Annotated in this window: 9 protein-coding genes and 1 tRNA gene; 3 read left to right on the top strand and 7 right to left on the bottom strand. The window is 43.8% G+C overall.

Going from position 1 to position 17,922, the window contains the following annotated elements:
• Positions 1-67 precede the first annotated feature (67 nt).
• On the bottom strand, positions 68-715 hold the full coding sequence (locus MHB37_RS01180) for a hypothetical protein (protein WP_339170775.1): 648 nt from the start codon (positions 713-715) through the stop codon (positions 68-70).
• A 160-nt stretch (positions 716-875) separates the two neighbouring features.
• On the opposite strand from MHB37_RS01180, the gene MHB37_RS01175 reads away from it, so the two are divergent.
• From MHB37_RS01175 to MHB37_RS01165, 3 genes are all read left to right on the top strand, one after another.
• Positions 876-1,613, top strand: a complete 738-nt coding sequence (locus MHB37_RS01175) for a response regulator transcription factor (protein ID WP_405168859.1) — start codon at positions 876-878, stop codon at positions 1,611-1,613.
• Positions 1,591-2,943: a cell wall metabolism sensor histidine kinase WalK gene (locus MHB37_RS01170; RefSeq protein WP_076192593.1), complete on the top strand. Its 1,353-nt coding sequence runs from the start codon at positions 1,591-1,593 to the stop codon at positions 2,941-2,943. The genes MHB37_RS01175 and MHB37_RS01170 overlap by 23 nt, the downstream gene beginning before the upstream one ends.
• A gap of 829 nt (positions 2,944-3,772) precedes the next feature.
• A complete protein-coding gene (locus MHB37_RS01165; protein ID WP_339189136.1) occupies positions 3,773-4,528 on the top strand; it encodes an SDR family oxidoreductase in 756 nt (251 codons plus the stop codon).
• Positions 4,529-4,627: 99 nt separating this feature from the next.
• Here the strand turns inward: MHB37_RS01165 and MHB37_RS01160 are convergent, their stop codons facing one another.
• The 6 genes from MHB37_RS01160 to MHB37_RS01135 form a co-directional block, all read right to left on the bottom strand.
• Entirely contained in the window at positions 4,628-8,941 is a 4,314-nt protein-coding gene (locus MHB37_RS01160) for a glycosyl hydrolase (protein ID WP_405168858.1), read from the bottom strand.
• A 396-nt stretch (positions 8,942-9,337) separates the two neighbouring features.
• A complete protein-coding gene (locus tag MHB37_RS01155) occupies positions 9,338-9,682 on the bottom strand; it encodes a hypothetical protein (protein WP_076126939.1) in 345 nt (114 codons plus the stop codon).
• 216 nt (positions 9,683-9,898) lie between these two features.
• Positions 9,899-10,999 (bottom strand): glycerol dehydrogenase, encoded by a 1,101-nt coding sequence (locus MHB37_RS01150; RefSeq protein WP_076101108.1) that lies wholly within the window; start codon positions 10,997-10,999, stop codon positions 9,899-9,901.
• 163 nt (positions 11,000-11,162) lie between these two features.
• The gene (locus tag MHB37_RS01145; protein WP_076135377.1) at positions 11,163-12,557 is read right to left on the bottom strand and encodes an MATE family efflux transporter; all 1,395 of its coding nucleotides are present in this window, start codon (positions 12,555-12,557) and stop codon (positions 11,163-11,165) included.
• 118 nt (positions 12,558-12,675) lie between these two features.
• Positions 12,676-12,759, bottom strand: a tRNA-Leu gene (locus MHB37_RS01140).
• Between the two features lie 228 nt (positions 12,760-12,987).
• Positions 12,988-17,295 (bottom strand): bifunctional 2',3'-cyclic-nucleotide 2'-phosphodiesterase/3'-nucleotidase, encoded by a 4,308-nt coding sequence (locus MHB37_RS01135; RefSeq protein WP_405168857.1) that lies wholly within the window; start codon positions 17,293-17,295, stop codon positions 12,988-12,990.
• Positions 17,296-17,922 lie beyond the last annotated feature (627 nt).

The following is a 17,922-nucleotide window of genomic DNA, read 5'->3' as shown; positions in this document are numbered from 1 at the left end:
CGCGAGGTGTCTTTTATCTTTACCCTTTTCAGTATCTCTATTCTGTAGCAAGCCTCGCTAATCGCCGTTATTTGGCTGTTTCAAGCTCCTTGATCTTCTCTTTATATTGATCCAACAGATTAGCTAAAGCTTCCTTGATCACAGTCGCATCTTTGGATTTAGCGGCACTATTCAGATCATCTTGGGCTTTGAAAAAAGCTTTATCCGCGTCGCTAAGATCTGGAATGGAAATAGCAATTGAAGTCGCGTCTACAGCTTTCATTGAAGTAGTGATATTGCTATCTACCTGCATATCATCGACTACAGGTACTACTTCAAGGTTACGACCAGCTTCAATATATCCTGCAGGTAGAGCTTCGGTGGATAGTATTTCTTTAGATAATTGAACTCCCTCCACCAGTTCCGCAGGCACAAGCTCGGCAAGTGCGGTTACACTAAATCCAGCAACCTTATAATACTGATCCAAGGTGTTCTTCCAATCTTCTTGGGTATTAGGTGCGTAGGTCTTAGCCAACTCTAGGGGATCTACCCAATCAATAGTGGTTACTTTAGTGGCAATTGTTCCTTTAGAGGCAGCAGTAACCACGGCTGCAGCCGTTGTTTTCGTGTTTCCGTCTTGCGCTCCACTTGCTGCGTTCGTTGCAGACGGTGCAGCAACGGCGGACACTAGCAGGGCGGACAGCGCTAACTTTTTAAATAACATCTGTTGATTCATAAATACAACACTCCTCGTCGATTCGAATGATCTTACAAGACCAAGCTTACATAATGGGTGTGGCAGAACATTGGTTAATTTGTGGAAAAACGATGGCAGCCGCCCCTACCCACCTCTGGATTGATATACTTGTAGGAGAATAATCTGGAGGTAACCCGAAATGAATAATCCATATCTCATTGCCGTAGTCGACGATGATGAACATATACGCAATCTTGTTGAAGCTTATTTACAAAAAGAAAACTACCACACCATCGGCCTTGGCAGCGCTGAGGAAGCATGGACCTTGTGGCAGACTAGCCCCCCGGATATGTGGGTACTCGACGTTATGCTCCCCGGCATGGATGGTTATGAGTTCTGTAAAAGGATTCGTAACGAAGCCGAAGTACCGATCATTATGATCTCCGCAAGAGATAATGAAGTGGATAAAATATTAGGATTGGAGCTTGGCAGTGACGATTATCTAGTCAAGCCGTTCAGCCCTCGTGAATTAGTCGCCCGGATCAAACGGCAGCTTCAACGCTGGTACAAAATGAGTAATCAGGCCGAAAAGTTGAACAGTCAGACCACTTCCACCCGTCTTGAAATCGACCAGCTTCTACTATTGCCGGAAGAAAGACGTGTAGTCTGGTGTGGTGAAGAGGTGGACTTGACCAGCAAGGAATTCACCATGCTAAAAGTATTCGCCGATGCCCCTAACCGGGCATTTACAAGAGATGAGCTGCTGAGCTATGTGTGGGGGGACGACTATTTTGGAAGTGATCGCGCCGTGGATCATCTCATTAAACGGATGCGCAAAAAACTGGAGCATTTGCCCATTGAGGCAGTATGGGGACACGGATACCGCATGAGAACAGATGGGGGTGAGCATACGAATGAAACTAGCACATCAGATTAATTTAGCCTTTAGTATTGCATTGGTATTGCTACTATCTATTACTGCAGTCGTGATCCATTTTGTACTACTCAACCATTTTGTCGGAACACAAAAAGAGGATTTAAGAACCATTGGTGCGGCGATGTCAGTTACATTGACTGAAGAAAGTAAATACATCGGGGAGATTGGCACTCAGCTGGAAGCTCTGCCGGTGACCTTACCTTCTCTAAGCACTGCAGGCGTCGAAGCCATTCTTAGCGATGAGACAGGAAAAGTCTTGTCCACATCATCAGAGATGAGTTCAATTGCAATAAACTATGATGCCAAGAGTGTCACAGGCCAAGCCACTGAGCTCCAGAACATTTGGAATGGAACAGATACACGGTATATTACTGAAGTGAAGGCTACACCTATAGGCACGCTAACTCTACTAACCCCTATGAGCGCAGTCACTGCTATTGAACAAGCTTTGCTCAAAAGACTGCTGATCGTTTTCAGCGCAGCGGGAGCATTTATGTTCCTATTTGGCCTATTTATCACCAAGAAGCTGATTCAACCTCTAATGAGGCTGCAACAAGAACTCCGCAAAGTCAAAGAACGGCACTTCTCAGATGTTAAATTAATTAAAGCTGGTGGAGAGCTTGGATCTGTCGCTCAATCGGTATATGACATGGCAGATGAATTAAATCGTTTCAACCATGTGCAGAAACAATTTTTCCAGAATGCGTCTCATGAATTAAAAACTCCCTTAATGTCCATTTCCGGCTACGCTGAAGGGATTAAGGATGGTGTTTTTGAAGGTGAGAATGTAGTAAAAGGGCTAGACATTATCATGAGCGAAAGCAGCCGCTTGAAGAAGCTCGTGTCCGAAATGACTTTACTTGCGAAGCTGGACAGCGAGGAAGATATATTCAAGCCTACGGTTATTTGTTTAAAAGATCTACTGACAGAAACCATCGAACGAATGAACCCTCTATTAATGAAAAAAGAATTAACCCTCCATATCTCCCACGATCATCAAGATTCTCTTACGATCCGTGCGGATAGGGATAAGCTGCTACAGGCGCTTCTTAATGTAGTTTCCAATGCAGCACGTTATGCTAATCAACATATCTATATCCATGTTTCAGTCAAGGAGGGCCGGGCTCTGTTATCCGTAAGTGACGATGGCCCTGGAATTTCGGACGATCTGCTTCCTTATCTCTTCCATCGTTTTGTAAAAGGAAAAGACGGAGAATCCGGACTTGGACTGGCTATTTCCCGCGCAATCATCGAGCGTTGTGGAGGTCAGATCAGCGCAGGCAACCGAAGAAATGGCGGTGCGGTAATCTCGATGGGGTTTCCTTTATAAATATCCATAAGAGGCTGTCTCAAAAGTAGTGAATTCTACTTGGGGGCAGCTTCTTTTTTATGGAATGGAATTGAAAAGAAAAGTAATGGATTTTACTGTGCCATATGACTATATACCACGCGTAGCGTTCTCTGATATTGGGTTGGGCGGTTGGATGGTGGGCGGTGAGCGGTGAGCGGTGGACGGTGGGTGGTTGGAAGGTTGGATGGTGGGCAGTTGGGCGGTGAGCGGTGGACGGTGGGTGGTTGGAAGGTTGGATGGTGGGCAGTTGGGCGGTGAACGATATATTAGGTGAGTTTTTCATACGGCTTGCGGTAGGGTTTAAACTAATTAGGGAAAAACTCCCTGAAAATAGCCGATATTCGCTCTAAATGCACGAAATCAGGGATTTCCTCCCTAATAAATAGGGGATTTCTTAATTAGTTACTAAATCGGCCGAAAATCAGGTAAGTTTTCCCTAATTATAAGTCTGATGAACAGAAATCTCTGAATTTCAGGGAGAAATTCCCTAATTACTCTATAAATACTTCACCTATTGCATCACTTGCAGCGTCACTTGGAGCGACACATGAATCATCAATTGCTCATCACTTGGTGCGCCGCTTAATTCAATCGCTCAACATGTACATAAGAGCTGGAACAGGCCTCATCAGCTACTTGAACATTCATCGTCGGTCACCATCTATATTTTTACTGGTAAATGATGCCGTTTCTACTTCATGGTAAATATAGCTACTATTTTGGGTAATATATAGTCGAAGTAACAATTACACCTTACCTCTGATAAGAGTTAGATACTACATTTTTTTCACAAAAAGGAGATACCAACATGAGCAGACTTGCAGGAAAAGTAGCTATTATTACTGGTGGAGCAGGCGGTATTGGTAAAGGGATGGCCCTGGCTTTTGTTAAAGAAGGCGCTAAGGTAGCTATTATTGACCTCAATGAAGAAACCGGCAAAGAAACAATTAAAGAATTACAAGAATATCAACCTGAATCTATCTTTATTCAAGCGAACCTCAAGGAACACGATAAAATAGCTCACCTTGCTAAACAAGTAGCTGATAAATTTGGAAAAATAGATATTTTAGTAAACAATGCCCACGCATCCAGAATGAAATCTATCGAAGAAACTACACAGGCTGATTTCGATTTATCTTTTGATACAGGCTTCTATCCAACCTTCTATTTCATGCAAGCAGCACTACCGTATTTAAAAGAAGCACAAGGTAAAATTATTAATTTTGCATCGGGCGCTGGCCTCAACGGGGATACCAATCAAGGAACATATGCTGCTGCAAAAGAAGCCATCCGTGGAATTACCCGGGTAGCCGCTAATGAATTTGGTCCATTTGGAATCAACGTAAACATCATTGCTCCAATTGCTAATTCCCCTGGCATGATTGAATGGGCAGAAGCAAACCCTGAGTATTACCAAAACATGATTTCGAAAATCCCTTTGAGAAGATTGGGTGAACTGGAAAGTGATATCGGGCGTGTTGCGGTATTCCTAGCGAGTGAAGATTCCGATTATATTACGGGCCAGACTATCATGGTAGATGGCGGGTCTATTAAGCTTCGTTAATTTCAAGCAGATACTCGACTTAAAATGAATAAATTTGATGCTAAATAAATAAGCCGGAAGTGAACATCGTAAAATGTTCGCTTCCGGCTTTACTACTTTCTATTTAATCGTGATTTCGTCCACATATACGGTAGCACTACCTACTGGATCAGTTGCTGTGGTCATGACTTGAACGCCAATCGCTTGGGTCAAATTACGATCCGCTACCTTGCTGATATCCAGTGTTATTGTAGTAAATCCATTGGCATCTACTGGTGTAGCCGTAGAAGCAGTCCATGTTCCCCAGCTTGAGCCACTTTGGGTGAACAGCTGAGCCATTACACCGCTAACATCGCTTGCATCAATAGGTACAACCTTGATTTTAAGCGTAATTGTTGATGCATTCGCTAAGTTGGTAACCACCATACGACGCAGCTGGAATTGCCCTCCATTCAATGTTAAGTCCGCTTGCATCGAATGAGTTCCCTCAGCATACACAGCATTGCTCACCGATAGATTCTGAGCCAGCGCTGTATTATATTTATTATTTTCATCCACATTGATGCTGAAGCCTTGCAGTGTATTGTCCTCGAAGCCATAGACGACAGCTTCAGGTGCGGTACCATTCTTCAGGGTCCGAACATCATCCAGATACAGCGTAGAAGTTCCCGTACCACTGAATCCCTCGAGCTTGATACCTATGGCTTTTACACTATTAAGATCTGCAATACCTGCCAAGTTGAGCGAAATCGTAGTAAATCCGCTCGAATCTACTTTCACAGCTCCACTGTCAGCCCAAGACCAGGTTGATCCCGTCTTAATATACAAACGTGCATCCGCTGTTCCGTTCGACAGTTTAATTTGTGCGCTTAATTTATCAACCGCGCTCAGATCCAGACTGCCATTTTTGCTGAGCTCAAAAGCTCCATCTGAATCAAGTGAGAACAAGGTGCTTAACGAATGAGTTCCCTCAGCAGCCTCATCAGTCGAGATTACCGCCGCGCTTGCACTCGCATTATTTTGCTCTACTGTCCAGTCCTGAGTATCTTTTTCGAAACCATACAACAGCTTCGCCTGTTCTGGCGTGCTGCCAGGGCCTTCGCCCCCATTAGGAACGCCACCCGTTCCATCATTAAACGCTGCAATATCGTCGAAGTACAGCGTACCAGACGTACTTGCTACTATGTCCTTTTTATTTACGTAGATAGACACTGCCCGAATGTCCTTAAGGTTCTCTTTAGTGATTACTTTACCGGCATTTCCTGTATCCCATGGCGCTGGAGCGAACTGGCTGAATGGAATTTCCACCAAGCCAGGTGTCGTACCTGCCAGTGAAGGATAAGCTTCAAAAGAAATGCCGCTTGCATTGACCTGAATAACAAGCTTGTGGTCGCTGCCATCAGGTGCAATCCAGAGCTTCAATTTGTTGGCGTCCGACCAGTCGGCATTATTCATGTTTTTGGTACGACCTGTATAACCTTGGCCATCCACATTATAATCGAATCTCAGGCCATACTTGCCATCATTTTTATGGTCCGCATCAAGTGAGATCGTATTTAGATCACCCGCAGGACTTAATGCCGCACGAAGTAATTCATCATTCCCTTTGTAATTCTCAAAAGTATCTACAATCAATGGGTCCCCATTACCCTCTACGTCACTTACAAAGATTTGGATCGTTTGTGAAAGTACAGAACCATCCTTTGCATAGGACTTAACAGTAAGCATCACGCCAGTTTCGTCGAAGGCTACACCTGGTGTCCAATCTGCCAAGTAATAGAAACCTTCTGCGTCAGCTGCCATGCTGTACTCTGTTGTGTCATCCCCAATCAGGTAGGTTACTTTATCCACATCCTGATTCAACACACGAACACGAAGGGTCGATGCTTTTGTCGTGGGCACTGTTTGGTTTGCCGTTGGTGAGGCAATGTGTAAAAAAGGTTGCTCGGTTTCTGTAGTTACCTGTTTCGAATACGCATCCGCAATAGCCACTTCATGGCTGAAGCTTGTATACGGATCATTATAATAGTCTACAAAATCAGGGAGCAGTTCATGATCCCCTAGCCCGTTTGGAGCATTTCTATAAGGGACAAAGATAGAATCTGTATTGAAATTCGCCCAAGTCTGCATGTACGCCATCCGTTTAGCATCCGGATCAGACTGCAGTGCAGCGATTAGCTTGGTAAAGAATTTCAGGTCCTTCGTTCCAGTTGGCTTCACACCCGAATAGCCGAACTCAGTAAACGCTGCGATTTTCCCCTTATCATCCGCCAGCTTCGAGATCAGCTTAGCATCCTTCACGACTGAATCAAACCAACCCTCAGTGGTTCCGTCATAATAATTATCGAAGCCAAGGATATCGACATAGTCATCTCCCGGATACGTCTCAAGGAATGTCGCATCTGTGCCGTTAAATGGACTTCCCGGTGAGAACGCATATAAGAAGTTATGCACATCTTTTTTGTCCCTTAAGTATTCAACGGTATAACGATAAATTTCAGCATACTGCTCCTTCGTACGGTAAGGCGCACCCCACCAGAACCAGCCACCATTTTGCTCGTGGAATGGACGGAAAATGACTGGAATAGCTTTACCATCATCATCTTTTAAGTTATTTGCAAAGTCCGCAATCATATCCAGGAATGCATTAAATTCCGCATGTTTGTCACCGCCGGGTAATATATGCGTAAGCACATTCCCTTTGGTGTCATAAAAGTCCTTTCCTGTGACGAAGTTCGGCATATGCGAGCTTAATGTAAGCACGCCGCCTTTTTCATAAGCAGATTTCATCACGCCGATTAATTTATCACGATTCTCCAGCTGGGTTGCGCCTAGATCGCCTGGTTTCTCAAAACCTTCAAGACTAAGCGTATCCCAGCCGAACAGCCCCGGAAGGTCGCCTACTGCATTCTCGACCTCAGACTGCGTTCCGTCCTTTTCAGTAATAGAAAGTCCTTCTGTAGTAGCATGCTGATGTCCAAACAAGATCTCACTGCCGCGGATATCCTGTAAATAGGCGAATAGCGATTTAGTCTCACTACTTGCATCAACATCCGCTAAATTCTCAATACGTCCCACAGGACCCGTCGGGTCTGTCGGTGTCGGTGTCGGTGTTGCTGTTGCTGTCGGTGTCGCTGTTGGTGTCGGTGTTTCCGTTGGTATTGGTGTCGCTGTAGGTGCCGCGGTTGGATTAGTCGGACCTACCGGCGTTGTTGATGAGCCTGATGCCGAGGTAGGCGCTGGGGTAGTCGTTGCTACAGGACCTTGATTGCCTTTGATAATGACAATTGTGCCAGGAGCAATGGGCTTACCATTCAACGTTACTCCTGTTGCTTTAACGTCCGCTTTTGCAATGTCGCCCTGACCGGAAAGGGTGGTTCCAGTCGCTTTGACAGCTACGTTTAGATTAGCAATCGATGCGCCTTCACCTAGGATCAGCCCCACAGTTCTATTTAGAATTGCCGTGGTGATCATCGTCCCTGTTCCAAACTCCAGCCTTGCTAGACTATCTACCGTTAGCTGAGAAATTTGGGTTGTACCACTCGTGAGGACACGAACCTCACCCTCTTTACGATTTATATTTACTTTGCCTAATGAGCTATTTTTAATAAGAATGGAGTTTACCCCGCCACCTGCAATAAATGTGGTGCCCGTAACCTTAATACCCTCAAGGGTCACTTCGCCGTTACCGATCCCAGCAGTTAGATACAGGTTTCCGTTTATCGTTGCATTTTTTAACACAACACCATCCTGATTAACGACTACATTCCCAGAAACTATTCCTCCTTCAAAACTTCCAGATTGCGAGTAATAACTCTTCACTATTTTATTAATTAACGTTATAACTTCGGCACGGGTGATCCTTCCAAGCGGCTTAAAGGTTCCATCCTCATACCCTGTAATCAAACCTGAGAGCGCATGAACTGCATCCTTAGCATAAGCCTGAATCTGAGCGGAATCACTAAATCCGCTCATTGATGAAGCGCTTTCAGTAGCTTGAAGAGTAAATATCCGAGCCAACATCGTCACCGCATCCTGACGCGTTATATAATCAGTAGCTTGTGCTTTATTCTCTGAGTATCCTTCATAATACCCAGCATATCGTGCCAACGAAAGCTGATCTGCATACCAATCGGTCGCTTTTACATCGGAAAAAGATTGATCTGACTTCATATAGAAACCAAATACCTTATTCAAGATCGTAGCAAACTCAGCTCTTGTAATTCCTTCATTGGGATGAAAAGAACCATCCTGATACCCGTTTAATACGCCATTTTCTACCCACTTCGCAATATTTTGTTGTGCCCAGTGACCCTGTGTATCACCGAATCCCACAGTCGATGGCGCTGCTGCTGCAGAAATTACAGAGGGGAAAGGAGACATTATCATTGCACAGGCAAGTATACTCCCCAGCCACTTTTTCGCTTTTTTCATTCCTAATTCTCCTTCGAAAATGAATGGATTTGATAATAAGAATAGCCAACCAGCTGTTATGAACCCAATAACTATCTGTCCTTATAGAAGACAATTACAGACCTACTCGCTAACTATTCACCTCCACATATTCAGCTTCGTTATTAATAACAAACACTAACAAAATATTTTAATTTCGTTAGATATTTCGGTATATGCAAGATTATAGCGGTTACATTGGCATAAAACAATCTAAATATTCCCTTTTGTTATAATTATTTTATTGTTTACGTTAGTATTAATGTTAGTAATTCCGAAAATAAATAACAAAATTCAATTTAATATAACAAAAACAGACACCCCGCAGGAGTGCCTCCCAATAATCATATAGATGAGATCCGATTCATTTATCATGTTTTATTGGTGGCACGGAAACACAGATGTACCTTCCCGCACCTCTTTCGTCAGATCGTCCATAGTGACAAGATTACGTGTAGTTCCGAGAACGATAATGACATAATACGATTGCCCACTTGAATCCTCGAGCACTACCTGATAACCCGACCCTCCAAATAAGGGTTTGCAAATCGTTGCAACTCTCAGCGACGCACTTTCCGTGTACTCTTTGCGCACATAATCCATTCCAAGGCTTCCTGCCGACTGCTTGTTCTGACGCTCCGAATTTCCGTGAATTACTGCTATTATTACCGCTCCAATAATTATGATAATAAGGACTAGATAACCTAAATGTTTTTTTCTCATCTTTCCTCCTTATTACATAGAGTACAATTAGCATAGCAACGGAACGATTAGCAATAATCTCGTTTCCGTAGACACCCTATCCCGTGATTAAGTATGCCAAAGCCGATACCTATAAGCAAAATTTTACCACTACTCTACTTCAAAAGCTTAACCTATATAAAAACAAAAGGCACCCCCAAGGGCGCCTTCATTATCCCTGCATATTAGTTGTGCTAGTTATTTATAAGACTCTGCCAGCGAGTTCGCCACCACTATCGCATTGTACACATCTTCCGGAGTAACCGGGAACGGCATATTGCCCATTGTGTCTCCTTCTGCACAAGCAGCTTCAGCAACTTGGCGCCATTCGGATTCGATAAATTCCGTGCACCCCAGATCGGCGAGGGTTAGCGGAAGATCTACATCCTTGATAAGCTTAATGACAGTTTCCAGCTCCTCATTTGAGGCATTTTCCAGTACTAACTGGGCTAAAAGACCAAACGTAACCTTTTCACCATGCTGAGCTTTGTGTAGTGAAGGAACGGCTGTCATCCCATTATGGATAGCATGCGCGGCAGCCAGACCACCAGATTCAGCACCCACACCACTTAGATAAATTGTCGCTTCAATGGTCTCCTCCACCGCGCGTGTATAGAGCTTCTGATCAACCGCACGTTTTGCTTTTACCGCATTCTTAAGTAGAGCTTCATAACAAAGTCTTGATATACCTAGACCCGTTGTAGAAGGTTTCATAAGTACGAGATTGTCGCCATTAGAGGCATAACAAGCACGGGCTTCAAAATAAGTAGCCAGTGCGTCGCCAATTCCAGCTGCGAAAAAACGGGAAGGCGCTGAAGCTAAAATCGCTGTATCAGCCAAGACTACATCCGGATTACTTGGGAGGAATAAGTATTGATCAAATGAACCATCTTTATTATAAATGACAGCCAGCGCTGTACATGGTGCATCAGTAGATGCGATCGTCGGAAAAATAACTACAGGCAGCTTCTCATAATAAGCAGTAGCTTTTGCGGTGTCCAGTGTTTTACCTCCGCCGATACCGACGATGATATTCGCCCCAGCTTTACGGGCAAGTTCCCGATTACGATTAATCTCTTCCTGAGTACATTCATAATTGAATTTTTCAAAAGTAGCCTTATTCCCCGCACCTTCGATGGAACTCCCCGCCTCTTTCTTAGCACGTTCCAAAATGAACTCATCACAGATCACATAGGCATGATCGCCAAACGCCTTAATATACTCATTCAGATCTGACAGTAAGTTATGGCCGGAGATAAATTTCTTGGGTGAAGTAACGGATCTAACGAAATGTGACATTGTGCAAGACTCCTTGTTGTGTGTTTTAGTAAGCATAAAGACGCAATTCCTACATATTATTACCCCGCTACCCAAGAAATACTCAAGCTGCATTCTCCAGAGGCACTCATCAGAGCATGCAAAAAAGACACCCATCAGGGTGTCCTTTGATTTTTTATATCTATTATATAACACGATGCTGAACCCATTTCTTGCCCATAAATCGCCGCAGGAAAATCAAACCTCTGATCCCCCACTCACAATTCATCGCCAGCCAAACGCCGAGTATACCAAAGTTCAGAACAATACCTAAGATGTATCCGAGCACTACACGGAACAGCCACATCGTAAGCATCGAAACCATGGAGGTAAACTTGGAATCCCCTGCCGCTCTAAGCGCCGAAGGCGTAATAAAGCTTATAGACCATAACGGAATTTGCGCAATCGTATTGATGAGCACAATCAGGAAGATATCACCCACAATCTCAGCAGGAGGATGGAACATTGACACTAATGGATTGAAAAAAGGCATAATCAGCAACCCCATCACCACCAGGGAAAGAGAAGAGGTGACAAGGAATGATTTAATAAATTTTCGAGCATCCTTAACATTATTGCTTCCCATACATTGTCCCACCACTGTAATAATCGTCAAGGACAACGCATTCCCCGGGATTTGCATAATCCCTGCAAAGGAGGAGGCAATCGCATTAGTCGCAAGTGCATACGTACCCAGACTAACGATGAAGATCTGAGTCAGAATTTTACCACCGTTAAAGAACATCTGCTCCGCCGCAAACGGCATCCCGATGAACATTATTTTTTTCAGCATAGACAGCTTAACCGCTACAAGATCGCGAATACGGATATGCAGATCGTTGTCCAATCGGAATAGATAATAAAGTGCGCAGAACGCCCCCAGGTATCTAGCTATATTTATAGAAATGGTCATTCCCAGAACACCCATATGCAACAGGTTAATAAAGACGAGATTCAATAAGACATAAGTTAAATTCATAATTAGCGAAAGTACAAGCGAGGCCCTCGTTCTACCAATTCCACGAAGAGCACCACATACCGCTTCCACAACAGCTATACCAAGATAAGAGATACAGCTCCCGATTAAATATATTCGGGCGTTCTCCATAACCTCCGGTGAGGCCGCTCCAAATAGTAAATTCAACAGCGGATTGTGAAAAAGAATTCCGAACATCCCAATAGCAAATGCCATCAGCGAAACAGATGACGTAGCACCTGCCGTAGCTTTTGACACCATGAGGTCATTGCCGCTCCCTTTATACTGCGCAACAACAACCGTCCCACCTGTTGAGACGGCAATAAACACACTAATGAGAAAAATATTAAGAGAATCTATCATATTGACCGCACTGATAGCTGCCACACCAGACGAGCTTATCATAGCTGTATTCACTAGATTAAGACCCACCACAAAGGCCTGATCCACTAGGATAGGGATGAATAAAGCAATCATCTGACGATAATCTATCGATTCACCAGAGAAATACTTTTCTAGAAACCGCACACTTTGCTTCGTATTTACACCTACATTAGGCTCCATCTTTGCTTCACTTCTTTTACATAGAGTTTGTCAAATTGAATTATGCGTATAAATAGAAAAAGGCTCTTCAGGTTGAAGAGCGATTCAAAAGTATTGCCTGTTTATATGCACTTAGGTATGCGGTCGAGAGGACTCGAACCTCCACGGGGGTTAGCCCACACGGACCTGAACCGTGCGCGTCTGCCAATTCCGCCACGACCGCACAAGATATAAAAAAAATACAGTGCAGAATATAAGTTAACATGATTTCACAGAAAGAGCAACAACAAATTTAACAAGTAAAAGCGCCTTCGGTGTCCTTGTAAGGGCAGTAAGCGTTTAAGGGAAGACTATAAGAGTATTGGTGTCACTTATACTTTCTTATATTTAAAAAAAGTGTATCGATGCCCTCAAGAGGATCATCGATACACTTTTAGTTAGAACAATAGAATTATGATGCTTGTCCAAGCATGCGATAGATGATAACCGCTGCTTGAGCGCGATTAGCTATACCCTTAGGTGCAAATTTCCCACCATCAACACCGTTGACGATTCCCAATTGAGTTAGCTGTGCGATAGCCTCTTGTGCATAAGGAGCAATACTGGACTTGTCTGCAAACTTACCCAATGCTGCATTTTTATCAATCGGCTGTAGTTTGTCTTTCAGTGCGTTAGCAACCATAATGGCCATCTCTTCACGAGTCACTTCACGACCCGGTTCAAATTTGCCATTTCCAGAGCCTTGTACAAGTCCAGCCTTCACCGCAAGGGCGATAGAATCCGTGTACCAAACTCCTTGTTTAACATCGTTGAACGAACTGGTTGTCGCTGAACCCGTAAGATTCAGTGCGCGTACCAGCATCGTAACGAACTCTGCTCTAGTCACTGTTTTGGTTGGCGCAAAAGTATTTGCATCCAGACCTTTCAGAATGCCCTTAGCAGCCAATGCTTCAATAGCTTCTTTCGCCCAAGCTACCTTGCCCAGATCCTTGAAGTTTGCTGCTGGCGCAGTAGTTGGTGCAGGTGTTGCCGTTGGTGCTGTTGATGGTGCTGGTGTTGCTGTTGGTTTCGCGGTTGGAGTAGGCGTTGGAGTTACACCGGTAGAACCGCCTCCACTGCCACTGCCTGATCCCGAATCAGCCTTTAATTTATTAATAATACGACCTTCAATGGCTGCTTTAATCTCTTTGCCATTAAACGTCTTTACAATGTAGTCGTAGAACACGTCCAAATCAATAGGTCCAGCCAATGAATCACTAGCTTGAGTCAGAACCTTGTAGTTATCTCCACCCGCAGCCATAAAGTTATTTACTACTGCTGTATATTTCTGCGTAGGATTAATTGGTGTTCCATCAGTTAGTGTGAGGCTCGCAATACGATCGGCTACTGGCAGATACATATTCGCTGTATATTTCAGTCCGGAAATTTGCAGCGTTTTGATATCTGGTGTTCCATCAGCTTTTACATTCCATTGCTGTTGCAGCAATGTTTTGATTTGCGCTCCGGTTAGTGTCAGCTTCACAAGCGTGTTGCCGAATGGCTGAATTTTAGCCAGATCGCCGAAGGTTACAGGACCTTTCGGAAGGTCCGCACGGATACCGCCTGGATTCATAAAGGCGAAATCGGCAGCTTTTGCACCATCGCCGAAGTCAGCATTACGCATAGAGTCAGCAATCAGATTACCAAGTGCAGCCTCATTATTGTAAGCATCGGTACGAGTGATAGTTCCGTCCGTTGTACCCACTGGTTGAGTGAGCTCAGGATGCTTCTCAAGGTAAGCATTAACCAGTGCCACACTTTCCGGATCTGGTGTTACCCCATCATGGAAGGTGGAAGTTACCACAGCAGACTTGTCCTTCACATCACCTGTTTTAGGATCAATGATCAACTTGATATCCTCAAATGCTGTACCGTAAGAATAAGCTTGTACAATCAGCTTGCCGTTTACTGTTCCATTTGCAAGTGCATGGTTATCACCAGCAACGATAACATCAACAGGGGATTCCGCAGGAAGCGCATTGGCTAGATCAGCCGCTTCACCTGTAGTCACACCATCTTTGGTTGTTGCAGGATCATGTGCAAGCACGATAATCGTCTCAACACCTTTAGATTGAAGCTCCTTAGCGTATTTCTCAACAGCCGCCACTTCCTCTTCAGGCGTAAGGAAATGCACGCCAGCCGTACCGGAAGGTGCTACCTTGCTTGGTGTGGATTTCGTTACAAGACCAATAAAGCCGATCTTCACACCGCCTACTTCTTTGATTACATAAGGATTAATAATTGGCTCGCCAGTTTTGGCATCCACTGCATTCGCATTAACATAATCAAAGTTTGTACCCTTGTGGGTAACGTTGCTATCCTTAGGGTCCACTCCGCCGTTCAATTGTGTCATTAGCGCTTTGACACCTTGGTCAAATTCATGGTTTCCTAGGGAGCCCACATCAAATCTCATCAAGTTCATCCACTCAATCGTCGGCTCATCGCGCTCAAGTGAAGATACTGGAGCAGATGCACCTACGGAATCTCCGTTATGGAAGAGTAGAGAATTATCGTATTTAGCCTGTGCTTCTTTCAGATAAGTCGCAAGAATAGCGGCTGTTCCCACGTTCTTATTGTTTACGACAGACACCGTATCCAGTTGACCGTGGAAATCATTAATTCCAAGAAGGTGAACTTCTACGTCCTTAGCTGGTAGAGCCAATTCATAAATACTAAATCCCTTAATATCTTTTTCACCAGTGTCCTTAATGTTGGCCGGCATAACTTTCGCCGCTTCTGGTGACGAAGTAAACGTGAGATTTACGTCATCCGAAAGTGGAGCCAAAGACCAGTTGCCATCCGCAGAAGGATCTATTGTACCTACTTCTTTGATGTAGTCCATAAGGATCTGGCGATTCTCATCTTGGGAATCGACTAGAATCTCCGAACCCTTCACACCTGGGAAATTCCCTCCGCCACTTGCACGGTAGTTGTTAGTTACAACAATAAAGTCTTGGTTAGGATCCAACGTTTTACCTTTATACGTAATTTGCTTCACACGACTCGATGAAGCATCGTTAATCACACCGGTAGGACTATATTTTGCAGGTTTGGTTACATCAATTGTGTACTTAATGCCATCAATAACATCGAAGTTATAAACAGCAAACTCCCCATTCAGCAAGCTTTGTGGAGCTGTGATGTCTTCTTTGATGGTATTAAACGCACCCGCACTCATTTCAACCCATTCCTTAACAACAGAACCTTTAACTTTAATAGCTTTCAGCGTGTTGTCATACAAATACAAGTCACTTGCACTACGAATAGTCAGTGGACCTTTCTCAATACTCGTGTACTCTGAAGGACCGTTACGCCCAGCCTTGAAAGGAGCACCTACACTGAGAATCGGAAGATTTTTATACTGTGGAAGATTGGTATCAATATACTTCTCCACATACCACTTCTGGGCATTGGTAACAATCTGCACGGTAGGGTCGTCCTGAACCATTGCAAAATAGCTGTTCATCGGAGCGGTAGTAACACCTAGCTCTTGACCTGTATAGTCAATAGTAGCTTGGTGATCTGCTGCAACAGCAGCATCAACAGCAGCATCCGGTATAGCATTGGCTATGGAGCGGGTTGAGGCAATGGATTTATCTTTATCCACTTCCCATTTTCCGCCTACTTCCACCAATTTGAGATCAATCAGGCCCAAGTAACCCCCACCATAACCCGCTTGCACGGCTGGAGTCCCGTTAATGTGGCCGTAAACATTATCAACAACAGATTGAGCGTTATTATACGCCTGGCCTGTTAATGGATCCTTGAAAGAAGTGTCAAGGGATTTATTATCAACTGTTGGGAACACCTTGTGAGTGTGTGAGAAAGTAATCGCATCAATGCCGTCAACCTTACTTAAAAGATTGATAGCATTCTCTGCACCAGTACCTGCAACTGCAGTTGCATCGAAGCCGGTATGTGCCATTGCTACGATTACATCGACACCCTCACTCTTCATGATAGGAACATATTTTTCTGCTGTTTCAGCAATGTCCTTAGCAATGACTTTGCCTTCCAGATTAACCTTGTCCCATTCCATAATCTGCGGGGTCACAAGACCAAGCACACCGACTTTAATATCCCGGAGCTGGTTATCGCTGTCCACTATTTTTTTATCAAGAATGACATAAGGTTCAAAAGCATTTACGTCATTATCTGGATTACCATCTTTATCATCAATATATATATTGGCATTTACATAGGGGAAGTCCGCACCACTCAATGGGTTATTAGCACTGCCCTTAATAGTCCGATTTAAGAATTCCAGCCCATAATTGAATTCATGATTACCAAAAGTCGCAACATCATATTCCATAATATTCATAGCCGCAATCATAGGGTGTAGCTTAGTCTCTGATTCTACTAAATTACTTTCATTCGCGATGTAAGTACCCAATGGCGTACCTTGAATCAAGTCCCCATTGTCGAGCAGAAGATTATTATCAGGATATTCGCTCCTAGCATAAGTAACCAACGTAGCTGTCCGATCGAGTCCTACAGTTGTAGAAGCCGCATTCTTAAAATAGTCCCAGCCGTAGACATTGGTGTGCACGTCCGTCGTGCTCATCAGCCGGAGTTTGGCTGTGGCTGCGGATGCTGCTTCAGCTTTATCTGTACCCCAAGCTGCACCCAAACCAATACCTCCAAACACCTGCAAAGAAAGCACTGCAGTTGCTAATACAGAAGCAATCGGCTTATTCCATCGTGTCTTCCATCCCATAATAATATTAGTCCTCCCTATCATTTTCACATAATTTCTGTGATATTATATCACACAAACATAACCAATTATCATATAATTGTAAAAATAATATAAAACAATGTTAAATATAATAACATAAGAAGAAAGACCTAGACTTATGAATCCGTTTTTATAGGTCAAGAGTCAATAGATGCAAAAAGAACACATCTTCACCAGATGTGTCCTAAAAACAATCCTATATAAAGTCTAGAAAAGTCGAATCTATATCTGGCACTACTTTTTACCCATTCATAGCAGTAATCCCAAAACAAATTGCAGTTATTAGAGATAAGGGTGTCATTACAAGTTTTTCTTTCATGCTCCTCGACAATAAGTTCATTATAGTATTAAGCATTAAATAGACGGCAAAAAAATAACATACCCTTCTATCAAAAGGTAATCCAATAGAGATCACATTCCCTGCCTGCAATAAGTACAGGATGGCAATTAGCTGTATCACTACTGAAACTCCACACGCGACTCTCATTTGTGGAGGCATAATTCTATGCCTTCCTCCCATTGCAAATTCCCCATAAGGCAATCCCAGAGACAGCAGTATATAAAGAATCACTGCTCCCAAAAAAGTAATACTCCCAATCCATGCTG

This window comes from Paenibacillus sp. FSL H3-0286 (genome assembly GCF_045040705.1).
GTDB lineage: Bacteria > Bacillota > Bacilli > Paenibacillales > Paenibacillaceae > Paenibacillus_AQ > Paenibacillus_AQ odorifer.
Note: the sequence above shows the minus strand (reverse complement) of the source record. Positions and strands in the feature narration are given on the sequence as shown.